Source organism: Pseudomonas sp. LPB0260 (assembly GCF_013388395.1).
Genome location: NZ_CP058247.1, coordinates 1671459 through 1693229, shown reverse-complemented (window position 1 = coordinate 1693229; position 21771 = coordinate 1671459). Strand labels below are relative to the sequence as shown.

Genomic DNA, 21771 nt, shown 5'->3' with positions numbered 1-21771 from the left:
CGAAGCGCCCGCCACCTTGAAGCCGAAAACAAAAAACCCGCCGAAGCGGGTTTTTTTATTGCGCCGGCCTTAGCCGTTGAACACGTCATCCACCGACTGCAGCGGGTAGTGCTTCGGGTAGGGCAGGGTCGCCACACCGCTCTCGATGGCGGCCTTGGCCACCGCATCGCACACCAGGGTGATCAGGCGCGGGTCCATCGGCTTCGGAATGATGTACTCGCGACCGAACTCCAGGCTAATGCCGCCGTAGGCGTCACAGACTTCCTGCGGTACCGGCAGCTTGGCCAGGTCGCGCAGGGCCAGGGCGGCGGCGATCTTCATTTCCTCGTTGATGCGCGTGGCGCGAACGTCCAGCGCACCGCGGAAGATGAAGGGGAAGCCCAGCACGTTGTTGACCTGGTTCGGGTAATCCGAACGACCGGTGGCCATGATCACGTCGTTACGCGCCTCATGGGCCAGCTCCGGCTTGATCTCCGGATCGGGGTTGGAGCAGGCGAACACGATGGGGTTGGCCGCCATGCGCTTGAGATCGTCCTGGCTCAGCAGGTTGGCGCCGGACAGGCCGACGAACACATCGGCACCCTCCAGGGCATCGGCCAGGGTGCGCTTGTCGGTTTCGGTGGCGAATACGGCCTTGTACTGGTTCAGGTCGTCGCGGCCGGCGTGGATCACGCCCTTGCGGTCGATCATGTAGATGTTCTCGACCTTGGCGCCCATGCTCACCAGCAGCTTCATGCAGGAAACCGCCGCGGCACCGGCACCGAGGCAGACGATCTTCGCCTCTTCCAGATTCTTGCCGGCGATCTCCAGGGCGTTGAGCATACCGGCCGCGGTAACGATCGCGGTGCCGTGCTGGTCATCGTGGAACACCGGAATATCGCACTGCTCGATCAACGCACGCTCGATCTCGAAGCATTCGGGTGCCTTGATGTCTTCCAGGTTGATGCCGCCGAAAGTGATGGAAATGCGCTTGACGGTATCGATGAAGGCCTGCGGGCTTTCCGAATCGACTTCGATGTCGAACACGTCAATGCCGGCGAAACGCTTGAACAGCACACCCTTGCCTTCCATGACCGGCTTGGACGCCAGCGGGCCGAGGTCACCCAGGCCGAGAATCGCGGTACCGTCGGAAATGACAGCCACCAGGTTGCCCTTGCCGGTGTAGCGGTAGGCAAGCTCGGGATCTCGGGCGATCTCACGCACCGGCTCGGCGACGCCCGGGCTGTAGGCCAGCGACAGGTCGCGGGCGGTAGCGGTGGGCTTGGTCAGCTCGACACTCAGTTTCCCGGGGCGGGGTTGGGCGTGATACTCGAGAGCGGCAGTTTTCAGATCAGACATAGTGGCATTTCCGCTTTTTGGCTGTTGAACAGGCTGGCGTGCGAGGATACGCAACTTGTATACAAGGGCACAAGACCGTCAGGTCAGCCTGACGACAGTGCGCTAATGCACGACCTTGACGCGATCACCGGGACGCGGCTCGCCCACCGGGTAGAAGTTGTTGAGCAAACGAAGGCTGGCCTCGGCATCCCCCGGCAGCTTGCTGCGCCTGGCCAGCTCGGCCATGGTCTGTCCTTGTTTCACCGTGACGATATCCAGGCGCAGCGGCTCGGCCAGCCTGCGTTCGGCGGCCGTGATCGGCCGAAAGCTGCCGATCACCTCGAGAAAGCGGGCATCCTGGCTTTCCAGCGAGGCACTCCCGCGCACGGCGGCGACGAACAGGTAGGCTCGCTCGCCGTGCAGCAGTGCCGCGACGCGCCGCGGGGCGCTGCCGGGAATGATCGCGCTGTATCCCGACAAGCCGGCCTGCCGCAGCTCGCGCTCCGCCGCGAGGGGCTGGCCGCCGACGCGCTGACGCAGCAGCTGCCTGGCACTCAGGCCCCTGGGATTGCCTTCCAGGGTCATGGCGATGAATGCCTGCTGGTCGACGGAGTGGCCGATCAGCGCATCCGCGCGATTGATGAGGCTCCAGCCATCGGGAAAGCCCAGGGTGATGCCCAGTTCGCCATGGTAGAAACGCTGCCCCCGGCGCACCCCAGTGGCCGCCGAATCACCGAACGGCAGACCGTCGAGGCGCTTGAGAAAAGTCTCGCGATTGACCTCCTGCTGCCCCGTTGCCAGCGCCCGGGCCGGGCCCAGCACCTGCCGCAGGCGCCGGTCATTGTCCGGATGGGTGTCGAACACCCCGTGGTAGCCGCTCGGCGGACTGGACTGGCCACGTTGGGCGGCCTGATCGCGGGCGAAATCCTCCTGCGCCTTGAGCACCTTGACCACCTCGATCATCGCCTGCGGATCGTAGCCGCTGCGCGCCAGATACTGCGCCCCGAGACCATCGGCCTCGAGCTCCATGTCGCGGCCGTAACCGCGGACGAAGGCCCCGCCGAGGACATTGGCCAGGTCGCCGGCGGCACCGATACCGGTGCCGATCGCCACCGCCTGGCCGAGGATGTTCCAGGCGCTCGACTGACTCTGCTGCTGCACGCTGTGGCGCGCGGTGACGTGCCCCACCTCATGCCCCAGCACGGCTGCCAGCTCGGCTTCCGAGTTGAGATAGGCCAGCAGCCCACGGTGTATATAGATGTAGCCGCCCGGCACGGCGAAGGCATTGATGTCGGGGCTGTCCACCACGGTGAACTGGTAGTTGAGCTGGCTGCGATGGCTGTGCCGGGCGACACGCTCGCCGACCTGCTGGACGTAGGCTTGCAGCTGTTCGTCGGGGTAGCGCGGGTACTGCTTGAGAATCTGCTGATTGTAGCGCCGACCCAGTTCCAGCTCCTGAGCCTCGCTCATCATCACGAAGTCACTGCGCCCGGTCGCGGGATTGACCGCACACCCCACGAGCTGCAGCAGCCCCAGCAGCACAAGCACGCAACGCAGCTTCATCGCACCACCTCCAGCATCGCCTCATGGCTCAGCGGCAAGAGCCAACGGGCCTGTCCTGGTTTTACGCCGCCGCGCCGTTGGCGGTCAACCACCCAGCCGCGGGCCTCGACCCGCTGCCCGACCAGGCCTTGCAGGCGCTGGGAGTCGAAATAGCGCAGGGCCGAGGGCGCCACGCGCAGCACCAGGGGGCCGTCCAGCTCCAGCCAGACGCCACCGCCGTTGCGCTCGACCCGCTCGACCCGCCCGCGCACCAGGGCAAAGCCGCTGCGCGCGAGCTGCTGCGGCGACAGCAGCGGCTCGCGCCGCCACAATCCGGCACGGGCGCCGCGCGCGGCACGCTCGGCGGCACGCTGGCACTCCAGCAGCGCCAGATTGGGCGGAATCGCCACCAGGTAACCGAGCCCCTCGGCCAACAACTGCGCCTCTAAATTATGCCCCCGGGCGTCGTAGGCATGGGCCAGTACGCGCCCATAACGGTCCCGGGCTTCGCGCCCCAGGCGCAGGCCGACACGCCCGTCGCTGGCCGCCACCAGTTCGACGAGGCGCCGCCTGGCTGTCTCGGCGAACGCCTCGGCGGAACGCCCCTGGCGCCCCAACTCGGGGCTGTTCAGGCCGATCAGGCGCACGCTGCGGCCGTCCAGCAGGCGCAGGGTGTCGCCATCCACCACCCGCTGCACCTCGGCGACCTGCAACGGCCCCGCCGGCGGGCACAACGCCTGCACCGGGGCCTGGAACACTGCACAAACGAAAAAGGCGCCCACAAGGGACGCCTTTCTCAGTAGCGCGGAACCAGCCAAGCGGCTCTTCCTCGCGGGTCGCCTGCTTACTTGCTGGCGCCGAACATGCCGAAGCGCTGCTTGAAGCGGTCAACACGGCCGCCGGTATCCAGCATCTTCTGCTTGCCGGTGTAGAACGGGTGGCACTCGTTGCACACGTCCAGGCTCAGCGGCTTGGCCAGGGTGGAGCGAGTTTCGATCACGTTGCCACAGCTGCAGGTAGCGGTGATTGCTTCGTAGTTCGGGTGGATATCGGCTTTCATGGTGCATTCCTCGGGGCTGACGTGCCGCCACCCAACACTATTGTTGGATACCGCACGGAAATAGGTCGCGGATGATACCAGACCGACAACCCGATGCAAGCCAGGGCCCCTGCCGGCCGTCGCGCGCGCCCATGCTAAGATCGCCGCACCCTTGCCTGGAGCCTCTGCGTGCCCGACGCCATTCTGCGCCTCGCCCTGCCGTCACCGCTGCGCCGCCTGTTCGACTACCGCGCGCCCCCCGGCGTGCCGCGCGCAGCCTTGCAACCGGGCATGCGCCTGCGCGTACCGTTCGGCCGCCGCGAGCTGATCGGCATCCTGATCGAGGTGTGCGACCACAGCGAGGTGCCGGCGGACAAGCTCAAGCCGGCCCTGGCGCTGCTCGACAGCCAACCGCCGCTGCCACCGGCGCTGTTTCGCCTGTGCCTGTGGACGGCGCAGTACTACCAACACAGCCTCGGCGACACCCTCAGTTGGGCGCTGCCGGTGCTGCTGCGCCAGGGCGAGCCCGCCGAGGCCCGCCAGGAGCGCTTCTGGCTGCTCAGCGAAGGCGCCCAGCCGGACGATCCGCGCCTGGTCCGGGCGCCGCGCCAGCGACAGGCGCTGAAGGTCATCGCCCAGCACCCCCACGGGGTCGCCCACCAGCTGCTCAGCCAGCTGCAGCTGAACAAGGACAGCCTCGAGCTGCTGCGGGAGAAGGGCCTGGTGCGCATCGAGGTGCGCCGCCACGCCGCCCGCGAGCGGCACGCCAGCTGGCTGGCGCAGCCCGAGCTGCCGCTTAACGCCGAGCAGCAGGTCGCCGAGCGTGCGGTGCGCGCCGGCTTCGGCCGCTTCGGCGCCTTTCTCCTGGCCGGAGTGACCGGCAGCGGCAAGACCGAGGTCTACCTGCAACTGATCCGCGCCACCCTGGAGGCCGGCAAGCAGGCTCTGGTGCTGATCCCGGAGATCAACCTCGGCCCACAGACCCTGGCGCGCTTCGAGCGGCGCTTCAATGCACGCATCGCCCTGCTGCACTCGGCGGTCAACGACCGCGAGCGCCTGGACGCCTGGCTGGCGGCGCGCGACGGCGAGGCCGACATCATCATCGGCACCCGCTCGGCGCTGTTCACGCCGATGCAGCGCCCGGGGCTGATCATCATCGACGAGGAACACGACGCCTCCTATAAACAGCAGGAGGGCCTGCGCTACCACGCCCGCGACCTGGCCCTGGTGCGCGCCCGCCAGGAGAACGTGCCGATCCTGCTCGGCTCGGCCACCCCCTCGCTGGAAAGCCTGCACAATGCCAACAGCGGTCGCTACCAGCTGCTGCGCCTCGAGCGGCGCGCCGGCGGCGCCCAGCCTCCGCGTTTCCTGCGCCTGGATGTGAAAAGCCTGCCGCTGGACTCGGGCATCTCCGGCCCGATGCAGCAGGCCATCCGCCAGACCCTGGCGGCCGGCCAGCAGGTGCTGGTGTTCCTCAACCGCCGCGGCTTCGCCCCGACCCTGCTGTGCCACGACTGCGGCTGGCTCTCCGAGTGCCCGCGCTGCGATGCGCGAATGACCGTGCACCAGCGCTCCAACGAACTGCGCTGCCACCATTGCGGCCACGTCGAACGCCGCCCCAGTCACTGCCCGAAATGCCAGAAGCTCGACCTGCGCCCGGTCGGCGCCGGCACCGAGCGCGCCGAGGAGCGCCTGGCGATCCTCTTCCCCCAGGTACCGGTGCTGCGCGTGGACCGCGACAGCACGGCGCGCAAGGAGGCCATGAACACGCTGTTCAACACCATCCAGCGCGGCGAGCCGTGCATCCTGGTCGGCACCCAGATGCTCGCCAAGGGCCATCACTTCCCCCGCGTCACCCTGGTGGCGATCCTCGATGCCGACGGCGGCCTGTTCTCCGCGGACTTCCGCGCCAGCGAACGCATGGCCCAGCTGATCGTCCAGGTCGCCGGTCGCGCCGGCCGCGCCGAGGAAGCGGGCAAGGTGATCATCCAGAGCCACCTGGCCGACCACCCTTTATTGGTGCAGCTGACCGAGCAGGGTTACTTCGCCTTCGCCGAGCAGGCGCTGAGCGAGCGCCGCGACGCCGGCCTGCCGCCCTTCTGCCACCTGGCCCTGCTGCGCGCCGAGGCGCACAAGCCGGGGCAGGCCGAGGGCTTCCTCGACGAGGCGTGCCACGAGGCCGAACTGCTGGTGAACGAGCTGCAACTGGACGGCATCGAACTGCTCGGCCCGGTGCCGGCGCCGATGGAGCGCCGCGCCGGCCGCTACCGCGCCCAATTGCTGCTGCAGAGCAGCGCCAGGGCACCGCTGCACCGCCTGCTGCACAGCTGGCTGGCGGCGCTGGAGCAGATGCCCAGCGGCCGCGCCGTGCGCTGGTCGCTGGATGTCGACCCGATCGATCTGTTCTGATCAAAGACGACAGCGGTTGGCAAGCCCGGATGGGCCACGGATAATGCGCAGTTTTCAACCAGCGCCCCAGGGCGCCGCCGCCCCACGCGGCCGGACGAGCAGACCATGAAAGACAGCATTCGCCACCTGATCCAGCAAGCCCTGACCCGCCTGACCACCGAAGGCGTGCTGCCCGAAGGCCTGAGCCCGGCGATCCAGGTGGAGAACACCAAGGACAAGAGCCACGGCGACTTCGCCAGCAACATCGCCCTGATGCTGGCCAAGCCGGCGGCCATGAAGCCGCGCGAGCTGGCCGAGAAGCTGATCGCCGCGCTGCCGGCCGACCCGCAGATCAGCAAGGTGGAGATCGCCGGCCCGGGCTTCCTCAACTTCTTCCAGAACAGCGACGCCCTGGCCGGGCGCCTGGAGGCGGCGCTGGCCGACGCGCGCCTCGGCGTGCGCAAGGCCGGCTCGGCGCAGCGCGTGGTGGTCGACCTGTCCTCGCCCAACCTGGCCAAGGAGATGCACGTCGGCCACCTGCGCTCGACCATCATCGGCGACGGCGTGGCGCGGGTCCTCGAGTTCCTCGGCGACGAGGTGATCCGGCAGAACCACGTCGGCGACTGGGGCACCCAGTTCGGCATGCTGCTGGCTTATGTGATGGAGCAGCCCAAGGGCTTCAGCTCGCCCGAGCTGGCGGACCTCGAGACCTTCTACCGCGCAGCGAAGAAGCGCTTCGACGAGTCGCCCGAGTTCGCCGACCGCGCCCGCCAGCTGGTGGTCCAGCTGCAGGCCGGCGACGGCGAATGCCTGCGCCTGTGGAACCAGTTCAACGACCTGTCCCTCGGTCACGCCCAGGAGGTCTACGACCGTCTCGGCGTCAAGCTGAGCAAGGCCGACGTCAAGGGCGAGAGCGCCTATAACGCCGAGCTGCCGGGCATCGTCCAGGCCCTGCGCGACAAGGGCCTGCTGACCGAGGACAACGGCGCCCAGTGCGTGTTCCTCGAGGAGTTCAAGAACGCCGAAGGCAACCCGCTGCCGGTGATCGTGCAGAAGGCCGGCGGCGGCTACCTCTACTCGACCACCGACCTGGCCGCCATGCGCTTTCGCAGCCAGGTGCTGAAGGCCGACCGCGCCCTGTACTTCGTCGACCAGCGCCAGGCCCTGCACTTCCAGATGGCCTTCGAGGTGGCGCGCCGCGCCGGCTTCGTCGATCCGGCCATGGAGCTGGAACACATGGGCTTCGGCACCATGAACGGCGCCGACGGTCGTCCGTTCAAGACCCGCGACGGCGGCACGGTGAAGCTGATCGACCTGCTCGACGAAGCCGAGCAACGCGCCTACGCCCTGGTCAAGGGCAAGAACCCGGAACTGGACGAGGCCGAACTGCGGCAGATCGCCCGCTCGGTGGGTATCGGCGCGGTGAAGTACGCCGACCTGTCCAAGCACCGCACCAGCGACTACAGCTTCAACTTCGAGCAGATGCTCAGCTTCGAGGGCAACACCGCGCCCTACCTGCTGTACGCCTACACCCGGGTGGCCAGCGTGTTCCGCAAGCTGGGCAAGGGCATCGACGAGATCGGCGGCCAGATCAGCCTGGTGGCCGAGCAGGAGCAGGCCCTGGCGGCCAAGCTGGCGCAGTTCGGCGAGGTGCTGAACAACGTCGCGGACAAGGGTACCCCGCACGTGCTGTGCACCTACCTGTACGACCTGGCCGGTCTGTTCTCCAGCTTCTACGAGAACTGCCCGATCCTCGCCGCCGCGGACCAGGCCACCCAGCAGAGCCGCCTGCGCCTGGCGGCGCTGACCGGCCGCACCCTGCAGCAGGGCCTGCAACTGCTCGGCCTGGAAACCCTGGAGCGCATGTAAGTGGCCGCCGCCCGCAAGAAGCCGGCCGCCAAGCGCGGCGCCAGCCGCTACAAGGCGCCGGCGAAGAAACCGGTGCCGGCCTGGATCTGGCTGGCCTGCGGTTTGGCGATCGGCGGCTTCATGACGTTCCTGTTCAGCCTCGAGCCCGGCCGCGACGAGATCAAGCGCGACAAGGCCGCGCAGGCCAGCGGCAAGCAGGGCGGCAAGCCGGCCCAGGACAAACCGGGCAAGGCCGAGCCGGCCAAGCCCAAGTACGACTTCTATACCCTGCTGCCCGAGTCGGAGGTCATAGTGCCGCCCCAGGCCCTGGAGCAGCCGGCGCCAGCGGCCGAACAGAAGCCGGTGAGCGCCGAGGAAGCGGCCAAGATCGACGCCGCGCGCGCCGAGGCGGCGCTCAACGGCGAGGTGCCGCCTCCGCCGCCGGTGGTCGCCCAGGCCCCACTGACCACCCAGTTCTTCCTCCAGGCCGGCTCGTTCCGCCGCAAGGACGACGCGGAAAGCCTGCGCGCGCAGATCATCCTGCTCGGCCAGAACGTGCGCGTGGAATCCGGCACGGTGCGCGAGGAAGTCTGGCACCGGGTGCTGATCGGCCCCTTCGCCGACCGCCAGCAGCTGGCCCAGTCGCAGAAGGCCATGGCCGCCAACGGCTTCAGCAACCTGCTGCTGCAGCAGCGCCAGGTGCGCTGAGCGTCGCGGGCCCCGCCTCGCCCGCGACGGGGCCGCGGTAATCCGCTGTTACAGCCGGGCCACGGCCATTCGGCCGAGAATCGCCCAGCGTCGGTTGAAAAGCGCCACACGCCACCCCATCTGAGTCTGCATTGGGCATTTTCGCCCCGCTGCGTGGAGACTCTCCCCTTGACCACCATCGTTTCAGTGCGCCGCCACGGCAAAGTCGTCATGGGCGGCGACGGCCAGGTTTCCCTCGGCAACACCGTGATGAAAGGCAACGCCAAGAAAGTCCGGCGCCTCTACCACGGCCAGGTGCTGGCCGGCTTCGCCGGTGCCACCGCGGACGCCTTCACCCTGTTCGAACGCTTCGAGGGCAAGCTGGAAAAGCACCAGGGCCACCTGATCCGCGCCGCCGTCGAGCTGGCCAAGGACTGGCGCACCGACCGCTCGCTCAGCCGCCTGGAGGCCATGCTGGCGGTGGCCAACAAGGACGCCTCGCTGATCATCACCGGCACCGGCGACGTGGTCGAGCCCGAGCACGGCCTGATCGCCATGGGCTCCGGCGGCGGCTATGCCCAGGCCGCGGCCATGGCCCTGCTGCAGCACACCGAGGAAATGAGCGCCCGCGAGGTCGCCGAGACCGCGCTGAACATCGCCGGGTCCATTTGCGTGTTCACCAACCAGAATCTGACCATCGAGGAACTGGACTCGGCCATCTGAGCCGCCGTCCGTTCAGGAGCCGTACCATGTCCATGACCCCTCGCGAGATCGTCCACGAGCTCAGCCGCCACATCATCGGCCAGGACGATGCCAAGCGCGCCGTGGCCATCGCCCTGCGCAACCGCTGGCGGCGCATGCAGCTGCCGGCCGAGCTGCGCGCCGAAGTCACCCCGAAGAACATCCTGATGATCGGCCCGACCGGGGTCGGCAAGACCGAGATCGCCCGCCGCCTGGCCAAGCTGGCCAACGCCCCGTTCATCAAGGTCGAGGCGACCAAGTTCACCGAGGTCGGCTATGTCGGCCGCGACGTCGAGTCGATCATCCGCGACCTGGCCGATGCTGCGGTGAAGATGCTGCGCGAGCAGGAAATGACCAAGGTCCGCCACCGAGCCGAAGACGCCGCCGAGGAGCGCATCCTCGACGCCCTGTTGCCACCGGCGCGCACCGGCTTCAACGAGGACCCGGTGCCGAGCGGCGACTCCAACACCCGCCAGCTGTTCCGCAAGCGCCTGCGCGAAGGCCAGCTGGACGACAAGGACATCGAAATCGAGGTGGCCGAGTCCGCCGCCGGCATCGAGATCATGACCCCGCCAGGCATGGAGGAGATGACCAACCAGCTGCAGAGCCTTTTCTCCAACCTGGGCAAGGGCAAGAAGAAGAGCCGCAAGCTCAAGGTCAAGGAAGCCCTCAAGCTGGTGCGCGACGAGGAAGCCGCGCGCCTCGTCAACGAGGAGGAACTCAAGGCCCGCGCCCTGGAGGCGGTGGAGCAGAACGGCATCGTCTTCATCGACGAGATCGACAAGGTCGCCAAGCGTGGCAACACCGGTGGCGCCGACGTGTCCCGCGAGGGCGTGCAGCGCGACCTGCTGCCGCTGATCGAGGGCTGCACGGTCAACACCAAGCTGGGCATGGTCAAGACCGATCACATCCTGTTCATCGCCTCCGGCGCCTTCCACCTGAGCAAGCCCAGCGACCTGGTGCCCGAACTGCAGGGCCGCCTGCCGATCCGTGTGGAACTCAAGGCCCTCAGCCCCGAGGACTTCGAGCGCATCCTCACCGAGCCCCACGCCTCGCTGACCGAACAGTACGCCGCGCTGCTCAATACCGAAGGGCTGAACATCGAGTTCGCCGCCGACGGCATCAAGCGCCTCGCCGAGATCGCCTGGCAGGTCAACGAGAAGACCGAGAACATCGGTGCGCGGCGCCTGCACACCCTGCTCGAGCGCCTGCTGGAAGAAGTCTCCTTCAGCGCCGGCGACCTGGCGTCCAAGCAAGAGGACGCGCCGATCATCATCGATGCGGCCTACGTCAACGGTCACCTCGGCGAACTGGCCGAGGACGAAGACCTGTCGCGCTATATTCTCTAGACCAGCCACCCAAACCGCCCGGAGCCTCTCCGGGCGGCGCCGCAGTCGACGACCATGACCCAGATCCCCAGCGCCATAGAGCTGCACAAAGCCTCGAAGACCCTGACCCTGAAATACGGCCAGGACAGCTACACCCTCTCCGCCGAGTTCCTGCGCGTGCACTCGCCCTCGGCCGAGGTGCAGGGTCACGGCACGCCGATCCTGCAGACCGGCAAGCTGCACGTCGGCCTCAGCCGCCTCGAGCCGGCGGGCAATTACGCCCTGAAACTGTGCTTCGACGATGGCCATGACAGCGGCCTGTACACCTGGGACTACCTGTACCGCCTGGCCACCCAGCAGGACGCCCTCTGGGCCGAGTACCTGGCCGCCCTGGCCGCCGCTGGCAAGACCCGCGACCCGGACGAGTCCGTGGTCAAACTGATGCTGTAGAACGCAGCAGGGCCCGGCACCTGCCGGGCCCACGTCCCGCTCGCCCCGCCTCAATAGCGCCTCGCACAAACCCGCCGCCGCTGCCGGCGGCACCCTACCTATCCGCCCGGTTAGAGCGCATTTTCTAATCCTTCCCGGCATACTCCCTGCATATTCGGCCCGAATCGCAGCCTGCTTGCGCAAATATAAAAACTCGGGTAACCAGGGAGCTGGCAGGTTCCCTGCATTTGCCGAACCGGCAAATGCAACAAAATCGCGGAATAGTCCGCCTTAGGTAACCCGAGCAATACCTGGCCCCTTGGCCTCGTGTCTCCGTGCACAGCAGTACGCCGGTATTCGCCTCAGGACAATGGAGCGTCGTTGATGACAGATAAACCCAGTGATGACCTGAAGAATCAAGCCTCCGAGAACACCCTCGGCCTGAGTCCGGTAATCGGCATTCGCGGCAAGGATCTGTTGAGCTCGGCGCGTACCGTGCTCACCCAAGCCATCAAGCAGCCCCTGCACAGCGCCAAGCACGTGGCCCACTTCGGCCTGGAGCTGAAGAACGTGCTGTTCGGCCAGTCCGAGCTCGCCCCCGAGGCCGGCGACCGCCGCTTCACCGACCCGGCCTGGAGCCAGAACCCGCTGTACAAGCGCTACCTGCAGACCTACCTGGCCTGGCGCAAGGAACTGCACGACTGGGTCGAGGAAAGCGACCTGTCCGAACAGGACGCCAGCCGCAGCCACTTCGTCATCAACCTGATGACCGAGGCCATGGCCCCGAGCAACGGCATGGCCAACCCGGCCGCGGTCAAGCGCTTCTTCGAGACCGGCGGCAAGAGCCTGCTGGACGGCCTCTCGCACCTGGCCAAGGACATCGTCAACAACGGCGGCATGCCCAGCCAGGTCAACATGAACGCCTTCGAGGTCGGCAAGAACCTGGCCACCACCGACGGCGCGGTGATCTTCCGCAACGAGGTGCTGGAGCTGATCCAGTACAGGCCGATCACCGAGCAGGTGCATGAGCGCCCGCTGCTGGTGGTGCCGCCGCAGATCAACAAGTTCTACGTGTTCGACCTGTCGCCGGAGAAGAGCGTGGCCCGCTTCCTCCTGCGCAACGGCGTGCAGACCTTCGTGATCAGCTGGCGCAACCCGACCAAGGCCCACCGCGAATGGGGCCTGACCAGCTATATCGAGGCGCTCAAGGAAGCCATCGACGTGGTCACGGCCGTCACCGGCAGCAAGGACGTGAACATGCTCGGCGCCTGCTCCGGCGGCCTGACCACCACCTCCCTGCTGGGCCACTACGCCGCCCTCGGCGAGCACAAGGTCAACGCCCTGACCCTGCTGGTCAGCGTGCTGGACAACCGCCTGGAGACCGACGTCGCCCTGTTCGCCGACGAGAAGAGCCTGGAAGCGGCCAAGCGGCGCTCCTACCAGGCCGGCGTGCTGGAAGGCAGCGACATGGCCAAGGTGTTCGCCTGGATGCGGCCCAACGACCTGATCTGGAACTACTGGGTCAACAACTACCTGCTCGGCAATGAGCCACCGGTGTTCGACATCCTCTACTGGAACAACGACACCACCCGCCTGCCGGCCGCCCTGCATGGCGAGTTCATCGAGATGTTCAAGACCAACCCGCTGATCCGCCCCGGCGCCCTGGAGGTCTGCGGCACGCCGATCGACCTCAAGCAGATCACTGCCGACCTGTACTGCGTCGCCGGCACCACCGACCACATCACGCCCTGGGAGTCCTGCTACAAGTCGGCCAACCTGTTCGGCGGCAAGGTGGAGTTCGTGCTGTCCAACAGCGGGCATATCCAGAGCATTCTCAACCCGCCTGGCAACCCCAAGGCGCGCTACATGACCAACACGGAAATGCCCCAGGACCCGAAGGACTGGCAGGAGAGCTCGACCAAGCACACCGATTCCTGGTGGCTGCACTGGCAGAACTGGCTGGCCGAGCGCTCGGGCGAGAAGAAGAAAGCGCCCACCCACCTGGGCAACAAGAAACACGCCCCCGGCGAAGCGGCTCCGGGTACTTACGTTCACGAGCGTTGATCGCCTGCGCACTGCGCGGCGCTGCCCGCGGCACCGGACGTGCCGCTCGTCCATCCGACCACTATGGCCGGGTGGGCGAACCAGGTTTCGCCCTGGTGGATCTGGGCACGACCTGGAAGGTATGACCCAGCGTTTTAATTGATAGGGCCCTTGCGCATGTCGCTACCTTTCGTATTTCGCACCATCGAGCTGGACGGCCAGACCCTGCGTACCGCCGTTCGCCCGGGCAACGGCAAGCTGACGCCCCTGCTGATTTTCAACGGCATCGGCGCCAACCTGGAGCTGGTCATGCCCTTCGTCCGCGCCCTCGACCCGGACCTGGAAGTGATCGCCTTCGACGTGCCGGGGGTGGGCGGCTCCTCCACCCCCAGCACGCCCTATCGCTTCCCTGGCTTGGCCAAACTGGCCGCGCGCATGCTCGATTACCTCGACTACGGCCAGGTCAACGCCATCGGCGTGTCCTGGGGTGGCGCGCTGGCGCAACAATTTGCCCACGACTACCCGGAACGCTGCAAGAAGCTGATCCTCGCCGCCACCTCGGCCGGCGCGGTGATGGTGCCGGGCAAACCCAAGGTGCTCTGGCGCATGGCCAGCCCGCGGCGCTACATCCAGCCGTCCTACGGCGTGCAGATCGCCCCGGACATCTATGGAGGCGCCTTCCGCCGCGATCCCAAGCTAGCCCTGGCCCATGCCAGCAAGGTGCGCTCGGGCGGCAAGATGGGCTACTACTGGCAGCTGTTCGCCGGCCTCGGCTGGACCAGCATCCACTGGCTGCACAAGATTCGCCAACCCACGCTGGTGATGGCGGGGGACGACGACCCGTTGATTCCCTTGATCAACATGCGCTTGCTGGCCTGGCGCATCCCCAACTCGGAGCTGCACGTGATCGACGATGGCCACCTGTTCCTGGTGACCCGTGCCGAGGCAGTGGCGCCGACCATCATGAAGTTTCTCGAAGAAGAACGGCAGCGCGCCGTGATGCACCCGCATCCGAGCAGTGCGCGCGGCCAGTGAGCGGGCAGGCTGCCGCACCAGCGCAGTGCGGCACTCAGCCACTTGACCCAACAGAGGGCTCAGGCTAATAACACTAACCCGGCAGCGGCGCTGCGCGCTGCCATTTGCGCGCCTTGGTACAGGCCTTGCTGCGAGCAGCGGTATTCGGATCTCAGCGGATAGACGACGGAGTGTTGCCCCATGCGAGAAAAGCCACGTATCGGCGCCTTACCAGCCCCTGCCACCTTCATGACTGCCCAGAATGCGGTGGTCGGCCTGCGCGGCCGCGACCTGCTGTCGACCCTGCGCACCCTGGCCCTGCAGGGCATCCGGCAGCCGGTGCACAGCGCCCGCCATGCCCTGGCCCTGGGCGGGCAGCTGGGGCGAGTGCTGCTCGGCGACACGCCACACAAGGTCAACCCGCAGGATACGCGCTTCGCCGACCCCACCTGGCAGCTCAACCCCCTGTACCGCCGTGGCCTGCAGGCCTATCTGGCCTGGCAACAGCAGCTCAATCGCTGGATCGACGAAAGCAGCCTGTCCGCCGACGACCGCGCCCGCGCCCGCTTCGTCACGGCCATGCTCAATGATGCCCTGGCGCCCTCCAACTCCCCGCTCAACCCGCTGGCACTCAAGGAACTGCTCAACAGTGGCGGCACCAGCCTGATCAAGGGCCTCGGCCAGCTGCTCGACGACCTGCTGCACAACCATGGGCTGCCCAGTCAGGTCAGCAAGCAGGCCTTCGAGGTCGGTCGCAACCTGGCCGCCACGCCTGGCGCGGTGGTGTTTCGCAATGACTTGCTGGAGCTGATCCAGTACAAGCCGATGAGCGAGAAGCAGTACCTGCAGCCCTTGCTGGTCGTGCCGCCGCAGATCAACAAGTACTACATATTCGACCTGTCCAACGAGAAGAGCTTCGTCCAGTACGCCCTGAAGAACGGCCTGCAGACCTTCATCATCAGCTGGCGCAACCCCGATGCCCGCCACCGCGAGTGGGGCCTGTCGACCTATGTGCAGGCCCTGGAAGAAGCCATGGACGCCTGCCGGGCGATCACCGGCAGCAAATCGGTCAACCTGCTGGGGGCCTGTGCCGGCGGCCTGACCATTGCCGCCCTGCAGGGCCACCTGCAGGCCAAGCGGCAACTGCGCAAGGTCGCCAGCGCCACCTATATGGTCAGCCTGCTCGACAGCCAGGTGGACAGCCCGGCCATGCTCTTCGCCGACGAGCAGACCCTCGAGGCCGCCAAGCGTCGCTCCTACCAGCAAGGCGTGCTGGACGGCCGCGACATGGCCCGGGTATTCGCCTGGATGCGCCCCAACGACCTGATCTGGAATTACTGGGTCAACAACTACCTGCTCGGCAAACAGCCGCCGGCCTTCGACATCCTCTACTGGAACAACGACTGCACCCGCCTGCCGGCCGCGCTGCACGGCGACCTGATCGACTTCTTCAAGTACAACCCGCTGAGCCACGCCGGTGGCCTGGAAGTCTGCGGCACCCCGATCGATCTGCGCAAAGTCGGCGTCGACAGTTTCAGCGTGGCCGGGATCAACGACCACATCACGCCCTGGGATTCGGTGTACCGCTCGACACTGCTGCTGGGCGGTGAGCGGCGCTTCATCCTGTCCAACAGCGGGCATATCCAGAGCATCCTCAACCCGCCCGGCAACCCCAAGGCGACCTTCCTGGAAAGCCCCAAGCTGACCGGCGACCCGCGCGCCTGGTACCACGACGCCCGCAAACACGATGGCAGCTGGTGGCCGCAGTGGCTGGAATGGATCCAGCAGCGCTCCGGCGAGCAGCGCGAGACCGACCCTGCCCTGGGCAGCGCGCAATACCCGAGCCTGGAAGCGGCGCCTGGCACCTATGTGCACGTGCGCTGAGTCGATCAACCGCTGCCCGGACATTTGCCCGGGCAGGCTGTACCCCCCTCACGCGGCCCTATAAGAACAGTCGATGAAAACTCGTGACCGCATCCTCGAATGCGCCCTGCTGCTGTTCAATCAGCAGGGCGAACCCAATGTCTCCACCCTGGAGATCGCCAACGAACTGGGCATCAGCCCGGGCAACCTGTACTACCACTTCCACGGCAAGGAGCCGCTGATCCTCGGCCTGTTCGAGCGTTTCAAGGAGGAACTGGCCCCGCTGCTCGACCCGCCCGCCGACGCGCGTCTGGATGTCGAGGATTACTGGCTGTTCCTGCACCTGATCGTCGAGCGCCTGGCCCATTACCGCTTCCTGTTCCAGGACCTGTCCAACCTGGCCGGACGCCTGCCCAAGCTGGCCCGCGGCATCCGCCAGTGGCTCAACGTGCTGAAGCGCACCCTGGCCACCCTGCTGGCGCGGCTGAAAGCGGAGGATCAGCTGGTCAGCGAGACCCAGGCCCTGGGCCAGCTGGTCGAGCAGATCACCCTGACCCTGCTGTTCTCCCTCGACTACCAGCGCATTCTCGGCGAAGAGGGCGAGAGCCGCCTGGTGGTGTATCAGGTGATGATGCTGGTGGCCCCGCACCTGACCAGCGAATCGCGACAGGCTGCCGAGCAGCTGGCCCGGCGCTACCTGGAAGCCTGAGCCCGGAAACGCAAACGCCCGACACGAGGTCGGGCGTTTGCGGGTAACACGCTCAGCCTCAGGACTGGCTGGTAGGCGTGGTTGCTGCTGGCGCATCGGCCGGCGCCACTGCGGCCGCAGGCACCGCCGGCTCGGAAGAAGCCGGCGCCACGACCTTGGCCAACGGCGTCTTCTTCACCGCCGGCTTCTTCGCCGCCGCCGGCTTGGCAGCCTTGGCTACCGCCTCGGCAACCGGCTCCGCCTTGGCCGCCGGTTTCGCGGCGGCTTTCGGCGCAGGCTTGGCCGCGGCCTTGGTCGCCGGCTTAGCGGCAGCCTTGGCGGCGGGCTTGGCCGCTGCCTTGGTGGCGGTCTTGCGGGCAGGCGCGACCGACTTGGCGCTGACGCCGGTCAGCTGCTCGATCTGCTTGGTCAGGCTCTCGACCTTGTCGTTGAGCGCCTTGACCTCGCTGCGGCTGGGTACGCCGAGACGCGAGATGGCATTGTGCAGGCGCTTGTCGAAAGCCTCCTCCAGTTCGCCCCACTTGCCGATGGCCTTGTCCTTGACTTCGTCGACCTTGGAGCGCGCGGAGCCCACTTTCGACTCGACAGTGGACTTCACCGCATCGACCTGCTTGTCGACGCCGCTCTTGGCCTGCTTCTCGGCCTTCTCGCCATCCTGAACCAGTGAATCGAAGAGCTTGGTGCCGTCCTTGCTGACCTTGGAGTAGGCACCCAAGCCGGCCAACCAGATCTGGCGCGAGTACTTCTCGACCTCGCCGATCCAGGAGCTGGTCTGTTTCTCGGATTTCTTCTTAACAGCCATCCTGCTCTCCTTTATTTGCTACGCGCGACATGCTCGAGCAATGCGCCCAGTTCATCCAGCTTAGCAGAGAGCTCTTCGATATCTTGCTTGGTCGGGATGCCGATACGCTTGAGGGCGCCGGCCACACGATTGTCGAAAGCCTTCTCGATCTTGTCGATTTGCACGTCGACCTTGCCCTTGACGCTGCTGACGCGGTTCTTCACGCCGTCGAGCTGGCTGTTGGCCGCCTCGACCTGCTCACCGACCAGCTTCTTGCCCTGCTCTTCGACGCCTTCACCGGCCTTGACCAGTTCCTTGAAGTATTCGGCGCCTTCCTGACCCGCCTTGGCGTAGGCTCCGAGACCGGCCAGCCAGACCTTGCGGGCGTAGACTTTGACGTCACCCAGCACGCCGGCTTTGGCTTCGGCTTCGACTTCGGCTTTCTTCTTGATTGCGACTTTCGACATGGTGCACCTCATGCGCGGTGATTTGAGGAAACGCCCACGGAATGCAGGCTTGGCACCAAGGTATCGAGGAAAATTAGAAACCGCATACTAGCCGCCGAAAATCGTGCGACGAACTCGTCTCAGGCCTTGAGACTCTTGTCCAGCACCTCTTCGATCTGCCGCTTGATGCTGCCGCCCATGGCCGACAGCAGCAGGCCGAGCTTGAGCTCCACGTGGACCCGGTCCTCGCCGACCTCGATACGCCCATCGGCGCCGCTGCGCTTGAACTCCAGGGTGTCGCCAGTCCAGCGATACTTCACGTCGAACTCGCGGGCCAGGCGCTCGGCCAGCTGTTCGGCTTTCGCCCGGGCCGCCTCGCGGCCGAGGCTATGGGGGCGTTCCACGGTGATTCTGGTCATGGCCTTTCTCCTCACTGCGACCTTCGATCGCGCGACTATATCAGCCCCGGGCCGGTCCTCGCGCGGCGCGGCGCCGCGCACGTCAAGACAAAGGTAGGCCGCAGGTTTAGAATGGCCGCCACTTTGATTCAGCCTCTCTTTAGGTAAGGGCGTCATGACCGACAAGCGCAGCGACAGCGAACCCACCACGCACTTCGGCTTCCAGGATGTTCCGGAAAGCCAGAAGGCGCAGAAGGTCGCCGAAGTCTTCCACTCGGTGGCCGCCAAATACGACCTGATGAACGACCTGCTCTCCGGCGGCATGCACCGCCTGTGGAAGCGCTTCACCATCGAACTGTCGGGCGTGCGCCTGGGCAACCGGGTGCTGGACATCGCCGGCGGCACCGGCGACCTGACCAAGCAGTTCGCCCGCCTGGTCGGCCCCCAGGGCGAGGTGGTGCTGGCCGACATCAACGAGTCGATGCTCAAGGTCGGCCGTGACCGCCTGCTCGACCGCGGCGTGGCCGGCAACGTCAAGTTCGTCCAGGCCGACGCCGAGAAGCTGCCGTTCCCGGACAACCACTTCGACTGCGTGACCATTGCCTTCGGCCTGCGCAACGTGACCCACAAGGAAGACGCCCTGCGCTCCATGCTGCGCGTGCTCAAGCCCGGCGGCCGCCTGCTGGTGCTGGAGTTCTCCAAGCCCTCCAGCGAGCTGCTGTCGAAGGTCTATGACACCTACTCGTTCAGCTTCATGCCGCTGATGGGCAAGCTGATCACCAACGACGCCGAGAGCTACCGCTACCTGGCCGAGTCGATCCGCATGCACCCGGACCAGGACACCCTCAAGGCGATGATGGCCGATGCCGGCTTCGAGCGGGTCACCTACCACAACATGACCGGCGGTATCGTCGCCCTGCACCGCGGTATCAAGCCCTGATGCTGCTGGACGGGCTGCTGGCCGGGGTCGAACACGGCCTCAACCGGGTACTGGCCATGGACGGCACGGCGCTGCCGCGCCTGGCCCGCCTGCGCGGCCGGGTGATCGAACTCGACTGCCGGCAACCCAGCCTGCAGCTGTTCATCCTGGCCGACGAGCAAGGCCTGCGCCTGGCGGCCAACTGGGCCGGCGACGCCGACTGCCGCCTGCGCGGGCCGGCCGCCAGCCTGCTGCGACTGGCCACCAGCGCGGACAAGAGCGCCGTTCTGCACAGCCCCGAGGTCGACCTGGATGGCGACAGCGCGGCACTGCTGGAGCTGGTCGGCATTCTCCAGGACCTCGAGCTGGACTGGGAGTACGAGCTGGCGCGCTGGCTCGGCCCGGTCGCCGGCCAGCTGCTCGGCAACCACCTGCGCAGCCGCGCCAGCTGGACCGCACAGAGCCTCGACAGCCTGCGCCTGAACCTCGCCGACTACCTCAGCGAGGAGTCGCGCAGCCTGGTCGGCCGCCGCGAAGCCGATGCGCGCTTCGCCGAGCTGGACGGCCTCAAGCTCGCCCTCGATCGTCTCGATGCGCGTATCGAACGCATCGCCCAACGCCATAAGCCCACCCCATGAAGCTGCTCGCCGTTCGCCGCCTGTTGCGCATTCAGCGCGTGATCATCCGCTATCAGCTGGACGATCTGCTGTTCGACCTGCCGTTGCCGCTGTGGCTGCGTGCCCTGCGCTATGCGCTGCCCTGGCACTGGCTGCCGCGCCGCGTGCATGCGCTGTCGCGCGGCGCCCGCCTGCGCCTGGCCCTGGAGGAACTGGGGCCGATCTTCATCAAGTTCGGCCAGCTGCTGTCCACCCGCCGCGACCTGTTGCCCCCGGACGTGGCCGACGAGCTGGCCAAGCTGCAGGACCAGGTGCCGCCCTTCGACCCGGCCCACTCCCTGGCCCTGATCGAGGCCCAGCTGGGGGCCAAGGTCGGCGAGGTGTTCGCCCGCTTCGACACCAAGCCGCTGGCCTCCGCCTCGGTCGCCCAGGTGCATGCGGCGCAGCTCAAGAGCGGCGAGGAAGTGGTGGTCAAGGTGATCCGCCCCGGCCTCAAGCCGGTGATCCGCCAGGACCTGGCCTGGCTGTTCCTGCTCGCCAAGCTGGCCGAGAAGGCCTCGCCGGATGCCCGCCGCCTGCGCCCGGTGGAAGTGGTCGGCGATTACGAGAAGACCATCTACGACGAGCTCGACCTGCTGCGCGAGGCGGCCAACGCCAGCCAGCTGAGGCGCAACTTCGAGGGCTCGCCGCTGCTCTACGTGCCCCAGGTGTACTGGGACCTGTGCCGGCCCAAGGTGCTGGTGATGGAGCGCATTTACGGCCTGCCGGTGACCGACCTGGCCAGCCTCGCCGACCAGCGCACCGACATGAAGCTGCTGGCCGAGCGCGGCGTGGAGATCTTCTTCACCCAGGTGTTCCGCGACAGCTTCTTCCACGCCGACATGCACCCCGGCAACATCTTCGTCAGCACCCACCAGCCGTGGAACCCGCAATACATCGCCATCGACTGCGGCATCATCGGCAGCCTCACGCCCGAGGACCAGGACTACCTGGCGCGCAACCTGATCGCCTTCTTCAAGCGCGACTACCGCCGCGTCGCCCAGCTGCACATCGATTCCGGCTGGGTGCCGGCCACCACCCGGGTCAACGACTTCGAGGCGGCCATCCGCACCGTCTGCGAGCCGATTTTCGAGCGGCCGCTGAAGGACATTTCCTTCGGCCAGCTGCTGCTGCGCCTGTTCCAGACCGCGCGACGCTTCAACATGGAGGTGCAGCCGCAACTGGTGCTGCTGCAGAAGACCCTGCTCAACATCGAGGGCCTGGGCCGCCAGCTGTACCCGGACCTGGACCTGTGGAGCACCGCCCAGCCCTTCCTCGAGCGCTGGATGCGCGAACGCATCAGCCCGCGCCATCTACTGCGCAACCTGCAACAGCAGGTCGAGCAGGTGCCGCACCTGTCACAGATGGCCCGCGACACCCTGGAACGGCTCAATCAGCAGCAGCCGCTGGTCCAGGTCGAAGCGCCCGACCACCGCCAGTGGCCCGCGCGCCTGCTCGGCGCCCTGCTGGTGGCCGGCGCCGCCGCCCAGGGCCTGGCGCTCAGCCTGCCGGCCTGGCCGAGCTGGGCCATGCTCGCCGGCGGGCTGTTCCTGGTACTGCGCCGATAGCCAGGCCCGAGCCGCACTGGCACACTAGACCTCTATCCAACAGGCCCGAAACGGG

At 66.9% G+C, this 21771-nt stretch carries 20 protein-coding genes; 13 read left to right on the top strand and 7 right to left on the bottom strand.

What is annotated here, in order from left to right; all coding sequences use genetic code 11:
• Positions 1–69: 69 nt before the first annotated feature.
• The 4 genes from LPB260_RS07460 to rpmE all read right to left on the bottom strand — a co-directional run bounded on the left by LPB260_RS07460 (position 70) and on the right by rpmE (position 3919).
• Complete coding sequence (locus tag LPB260_RS07460; RefSeq protein WP_208708065.1) at positions 70–1338, bottom strand: malic enzyme-like NAD(P)-binding protein; 1269 nt, start codon at positions 1336–1338, stop codon at positions 70–72.
• Between the two features lie 102 nt (positions 1339–1440).
• The gene (locus LPB260_RS07455) at positions 1441–2880 is read right to left on the bottom strand and encodes a M48 family metalloprotease (RefSeq protein WP_208708064.1); all 1440 of its coding nucleotides are present in this window, start codon (positions 2878–2880) and stop codon (positions 1441–1443) included.
• Positions 2877–3641: a thermonuclease family protein gene (locus LPB260_RS07450; RefSeq protein ID WP_371926117.1), complete on the bottom strand. Its 765-nt coding sequence runs from the start codon at positions 3639–3641 to the stop codon at positions 2877–2879. Before LPB260_RS07450 ends, LPB260_RS07455 begins: the two co-directional genes overlap by 4 nt.
• 62 nt (positions 3642–3703) lie before the next feature.
• On the bottom strand, positions 3704–3919 hold the full coding sequence (gene rpmE, locus LPB260_RS07445) for a 50S ribosomal protein L31 (RefSeq protein ID WP_208708062.1): 216 nt from the start codon (positions 3917–3919) through the stop codon (positions 3704–3706).
• Positions 3920–4087: 168 nt separating this feature from the next.
• On the opposite strand from rpmE, the gene LPB260_RS07440 reads away from it, so the two are divergent.
• The 10 genes from LPB260_RS07440 (at position 4088) to LPB260_RS07395 (ending at position 16948) form a co-directional block, all read left to right on the top strand.
• Complete coding sequence (locus tag LPB260_RS07440) at positions 4088–6307, top strand: primosomal protein N' (RefSeq protein WP_208708061.1); 2220 nt, start codon at positions 4088–4090, stop codon at positions 6305–6307.
• Between the two features lie 105 nt (positions 6308–6412).
• Complete coding sequence (argS, locus tag LPB260_RS07435; protein WP_208708060.1) at positions 6413–8155, top strand: arginine--tRNA ligase; 1743 nt, start codon at positions 6413–6415, stop codon at positions 8153–8155.
• On the top strand, positions 8156–8842 hold the full coding sequence (locus LPB260_RS07430) for an SPOR domain-containing protein (protein ID WP_208708059.1): 687 nt from the start codon (positions 8156–8158) through the stop codon (positions 8840–8842).
• Positions 8843–9010: 168 nt separating this feature from the next.
• Positions 9011–9544, top strand: a complete 534-nt coding sequence (hslV, locus tag LPB260_RS07425; RefSeq protein WP_208708058.1) for an ATP-dependent protease subunit HslV — start codon at positions 9011–9013, stop codon at positions 9542–9544.
• 26 nt (positions 9545–9570) lie between these two features.
• Positions 9571–10911, top strand: coding sequence for an HslU--HslV peptidase ATPase subunit (hslU, locus tag LPB260_RS07420; RefSeq protein ID WP_208708057.1), 1341 nt, complete (start codon positions 9571–9573; stop codon positions 10909–10911).
• A 54-nt stretch (positions 10912–10965) separates the two neighbouring features.
• The gene (locus LPB260_RS07415) at positions 10966–11340 is read left to right on the top strand and encodes a gamma-butyrobetaine hydroxylase-like domain-containing protein (protein WP_208708056.1); all 375 of its coding nucleotides are present in this window, start codon (positions 10966–10968) and stop codon (positions 11338–11340) included.
• A gap of 363 nt (positions 11341–11703) precedes the next feature.
• Entirely contained in the window at positions 11704–13383 is a 1680-nt protein-coding gene (gene phaC / locus LPB260_RS07410) for a class II poly(R)-hydroxyalkanoic acid synthase (protein ID WP_208708055.1), read from the top strand.
• Between the two features lie 156 nt (positions 13384–13539).
• Entirely contained in the window at positions 13540–14397 is an 858-nt protein-coding gene (gene phaZ, locus LPB260_RS07405) for a poly(3-hydroxyalkanoate) depolymerase (protein ID WP_208708054.1), read from the top strand.
• Positions 14398–14577: 180 nt separating this feature from the next.
• Entirely contained in the window at positions 14578–16260 is a 1683-nt protein-coding gene (phaC, locus tag LPB260_RS07400) for a class II poly(R)-hydroxyalkanoic acid synthase (RefSeq protein ID WP_208708053.1), read from the top strand.
• Between the two features lie 73 nt (positions 16261–16333).
• Positions 16334–16948 (top strand): TetR/AcrR family transcriptional regulator, encoded by a 615-nt coding sequence (locus LPB260_RS07395; RefSeq protein ID WP_208708052.1) that lies wholly within the window; start codon positions 16334–16336, stop codon positions 16946–16948.
• A 58-nt stretch (positions 16949–17006) separates the two neighbouring features.
• Here the strand turns inward: LPB260_RS07395 and LPB260_RS07390 are convergent, their stop codons facing one another.
• From LPB260_RS07390 to LPB260_RS07380, 3 genes are all read right to left on the bottom strand, one after another.
• Positions 17007–17750, bottom strand: a complete 744-nt coding sequence (locus LPB260_RS07390) for a phasin family protein (protein ID WP_208708051.1) — start codon at positions 17748–17750, stop codon at positions 17007–17009.
• A gap of 11 nt (positions 17751–17761) precedes the next feature.
• Complete coding sequence (locus LPB260_RS07385; protein WP_208708050.1) at positions 17762–18196, bottom strand: phasin family protein; 435 nt, start codon at positions 18194–18196, stop codon at positions 17762–17764.
• Between the two features lie 119 nt (positions 18197–18315).
• Positions 18316–18594: a polyhydroxyalkanoic acid system family protein gene (locus LPB260_RS07380; RefSeq protein ID WP_208708049.1), complete on the bottom strand. Its 279-nt coding sequence runs from the start codon at positions 18592–18594 to the stop codon at positions 18316–18318.
• Positions 18595–18748: 154 nt separating this feature from the next.
• Between LPB260_RS07380 and ubiE the strand changes: the two genes are divergently transcribed.
• Genes ubiE through ubiB form a run of 3 tightly spaced genes read left to right on the top strand, consistent with a single transcriptional unit; the run spans position 18749 to position 21716 of the window.
• Positions 18749–19513, top strand: a complete 765-nt coding sequence (gene ubiE / locus LPB260_RS07375) for a bifunctional demethylmenaquinone methyltransferase/2-methoxy-6-polyprenyl-1,4-benzoquinol methylase UbiE (RefSeq protein ID WP_208708048.1) — start codon at positions 18749–18751, stop codon at positions 19511–19513.
• On the top strand, positions 19513–20130 hold the full coding sequence (locus LPB260_RS07370) for an SCP2 domain-containing protein (RefSeq protein WP_208708047.1): 618 nt from the start codon (positions 19513–19515) through the stop codon (positions 20128–20130). Before ubiE ends, LPB260_RS07370 begins: the two co-directional genes overlap by 1 nt.
• Positions 20127–21716, top strand: coding sequence for a ubiquinone biosynthesis regulatory protein kinase UbiB (ubiB, locus tag LPB260_RS07365; RefSeq protein WP_208708046.1), 1590 nt, complete (start codon positions 20127–20129; stop codon positions 21714–21716). The genes LPB260_RS07370 and ubiB overlap by 4 nt, the downstream gene beginning before the upstream one ends.
• Positions 21717–21771: the final 55 nt, after the last annotated feature.

What these genes read in the sequence shown, in the direction of transcription:
- LPB260_RS07390 (WP_208708051.1), bottom strand. Translation starts at nt 17,750, where the DNA reads ATGGCTGTTAAGAAGAAATCCGAGAAACAGACCAGCTCCTGGATCGGC.
- hslU (WP_208708057.1), top strand. Translation starts at nt 9,571, where the DNA reads ATGTCCATGACCCCTCGCGAGATCGTCCACGAGCTCAGCCGCCACATC.
- LPB260_RS07460 (WP_208708065.1), bottom strand. Translation starts at nt 1,338, where the DNA reads ATGTCTGATCTGAAAACTGCCGCTCTCGAGTATCACGCCCAACCCCGC.
- LPB260_RS07370 (WP_208708047.1), top strand. Translation starts at nt 19,513, where the DNA reads ATGCTGCTGGACGGGCTGCTGGCCGGGGTCGAACACGGCCTCAACCGG.
- LPB260_RS07385 (WP_208708050.1), bottom strand. Translation starts at nt 18,196, where the DNA reads ATGTCGAAAGTCGCAATCAAGAAGAAAGCCGAAGTCGAAGCCGAAGCC.
- LPB260_RS07455 (WP_208708064.1), bottom strand. Translation starts at nt 2,880, where the DNA reads ATGAAGCTGCGTTGCGTGCTTGTGCTGCTGGGGCTGCTGCAGCTCGTG.
- phaC (WP_208708053.1), top strand. Translation starts at nt 14,578, where the DNA reads ATGCGAGAAAAGCCACGTATCGGCGCCTTACCAGCCCCTGCCACCTTC.
- ubiE (WP_208708048.1), top strand. Translation starts at nt 18,749, where the DNA reads ATGACCGACAAGCGCAGCGACAGCGAACCCACCACGCACTTCGGCTTC.
- ubiB (WP_208708046.1), top strand. Translation starts at nt 20,127, where the DNA reads ATGAAGCTGCTCGCCGTTCGCCGCCTGTTGCGCATTCAGCGCGTGATC.
- argS (WP_208708060.1), top strand. Translation starts at nt 6,413, where the DNA reads ATGAAAGACAGCATTCGCCACCTGATCCAGCAAGCCCTGACCCGCCTG.
- LPB260_RS07415 (WP_208708056.1), top strand. Translation starts at nt 10,966, where the DNA reads ATGACCCAGATCCCCAGCGCCATAGAGCTGCACAAAGCCTCGAAGACC.
- LPB260_RS07395 (WP_208708052.1), top strand. Translation starts at nt 16,334, where the DNA reads ATGAAAACTCGTGACCGCATCCTCGAATGCGCCCTGCTGCTGTTCAAT.
- phaC (WP_208708055.1), top strand. Translation starts at nt 11,704, where the DNA reads ATGACAGATAAACCCAGTGATGACCTGAAGAATCAAGCCTCCGAGAAC.
- phaZ (WP_208708054.1), top strand. Translation starts at nt 13,540, where the DNA reads ATGTCGCTACCTTTCGTATTTCGCACCATCGAGCTGGACGGCCAGACC.
- rpmE (WP_208708062.1), bottom strand. Translation starts at nt 3,919, where the DNA reads ATGAAAGCCGATATCCACCCGAACTACGAAGCAATCACCGCTACCTGC.
- LPB260_RS07380 (WP_208708049.1), bottom strand. Translation starts at nt 18,594, where the DNA reads ATGACCAGAATCACCGTGGAACGCCCCCATAGCCTCGGCCGCGAGGCG.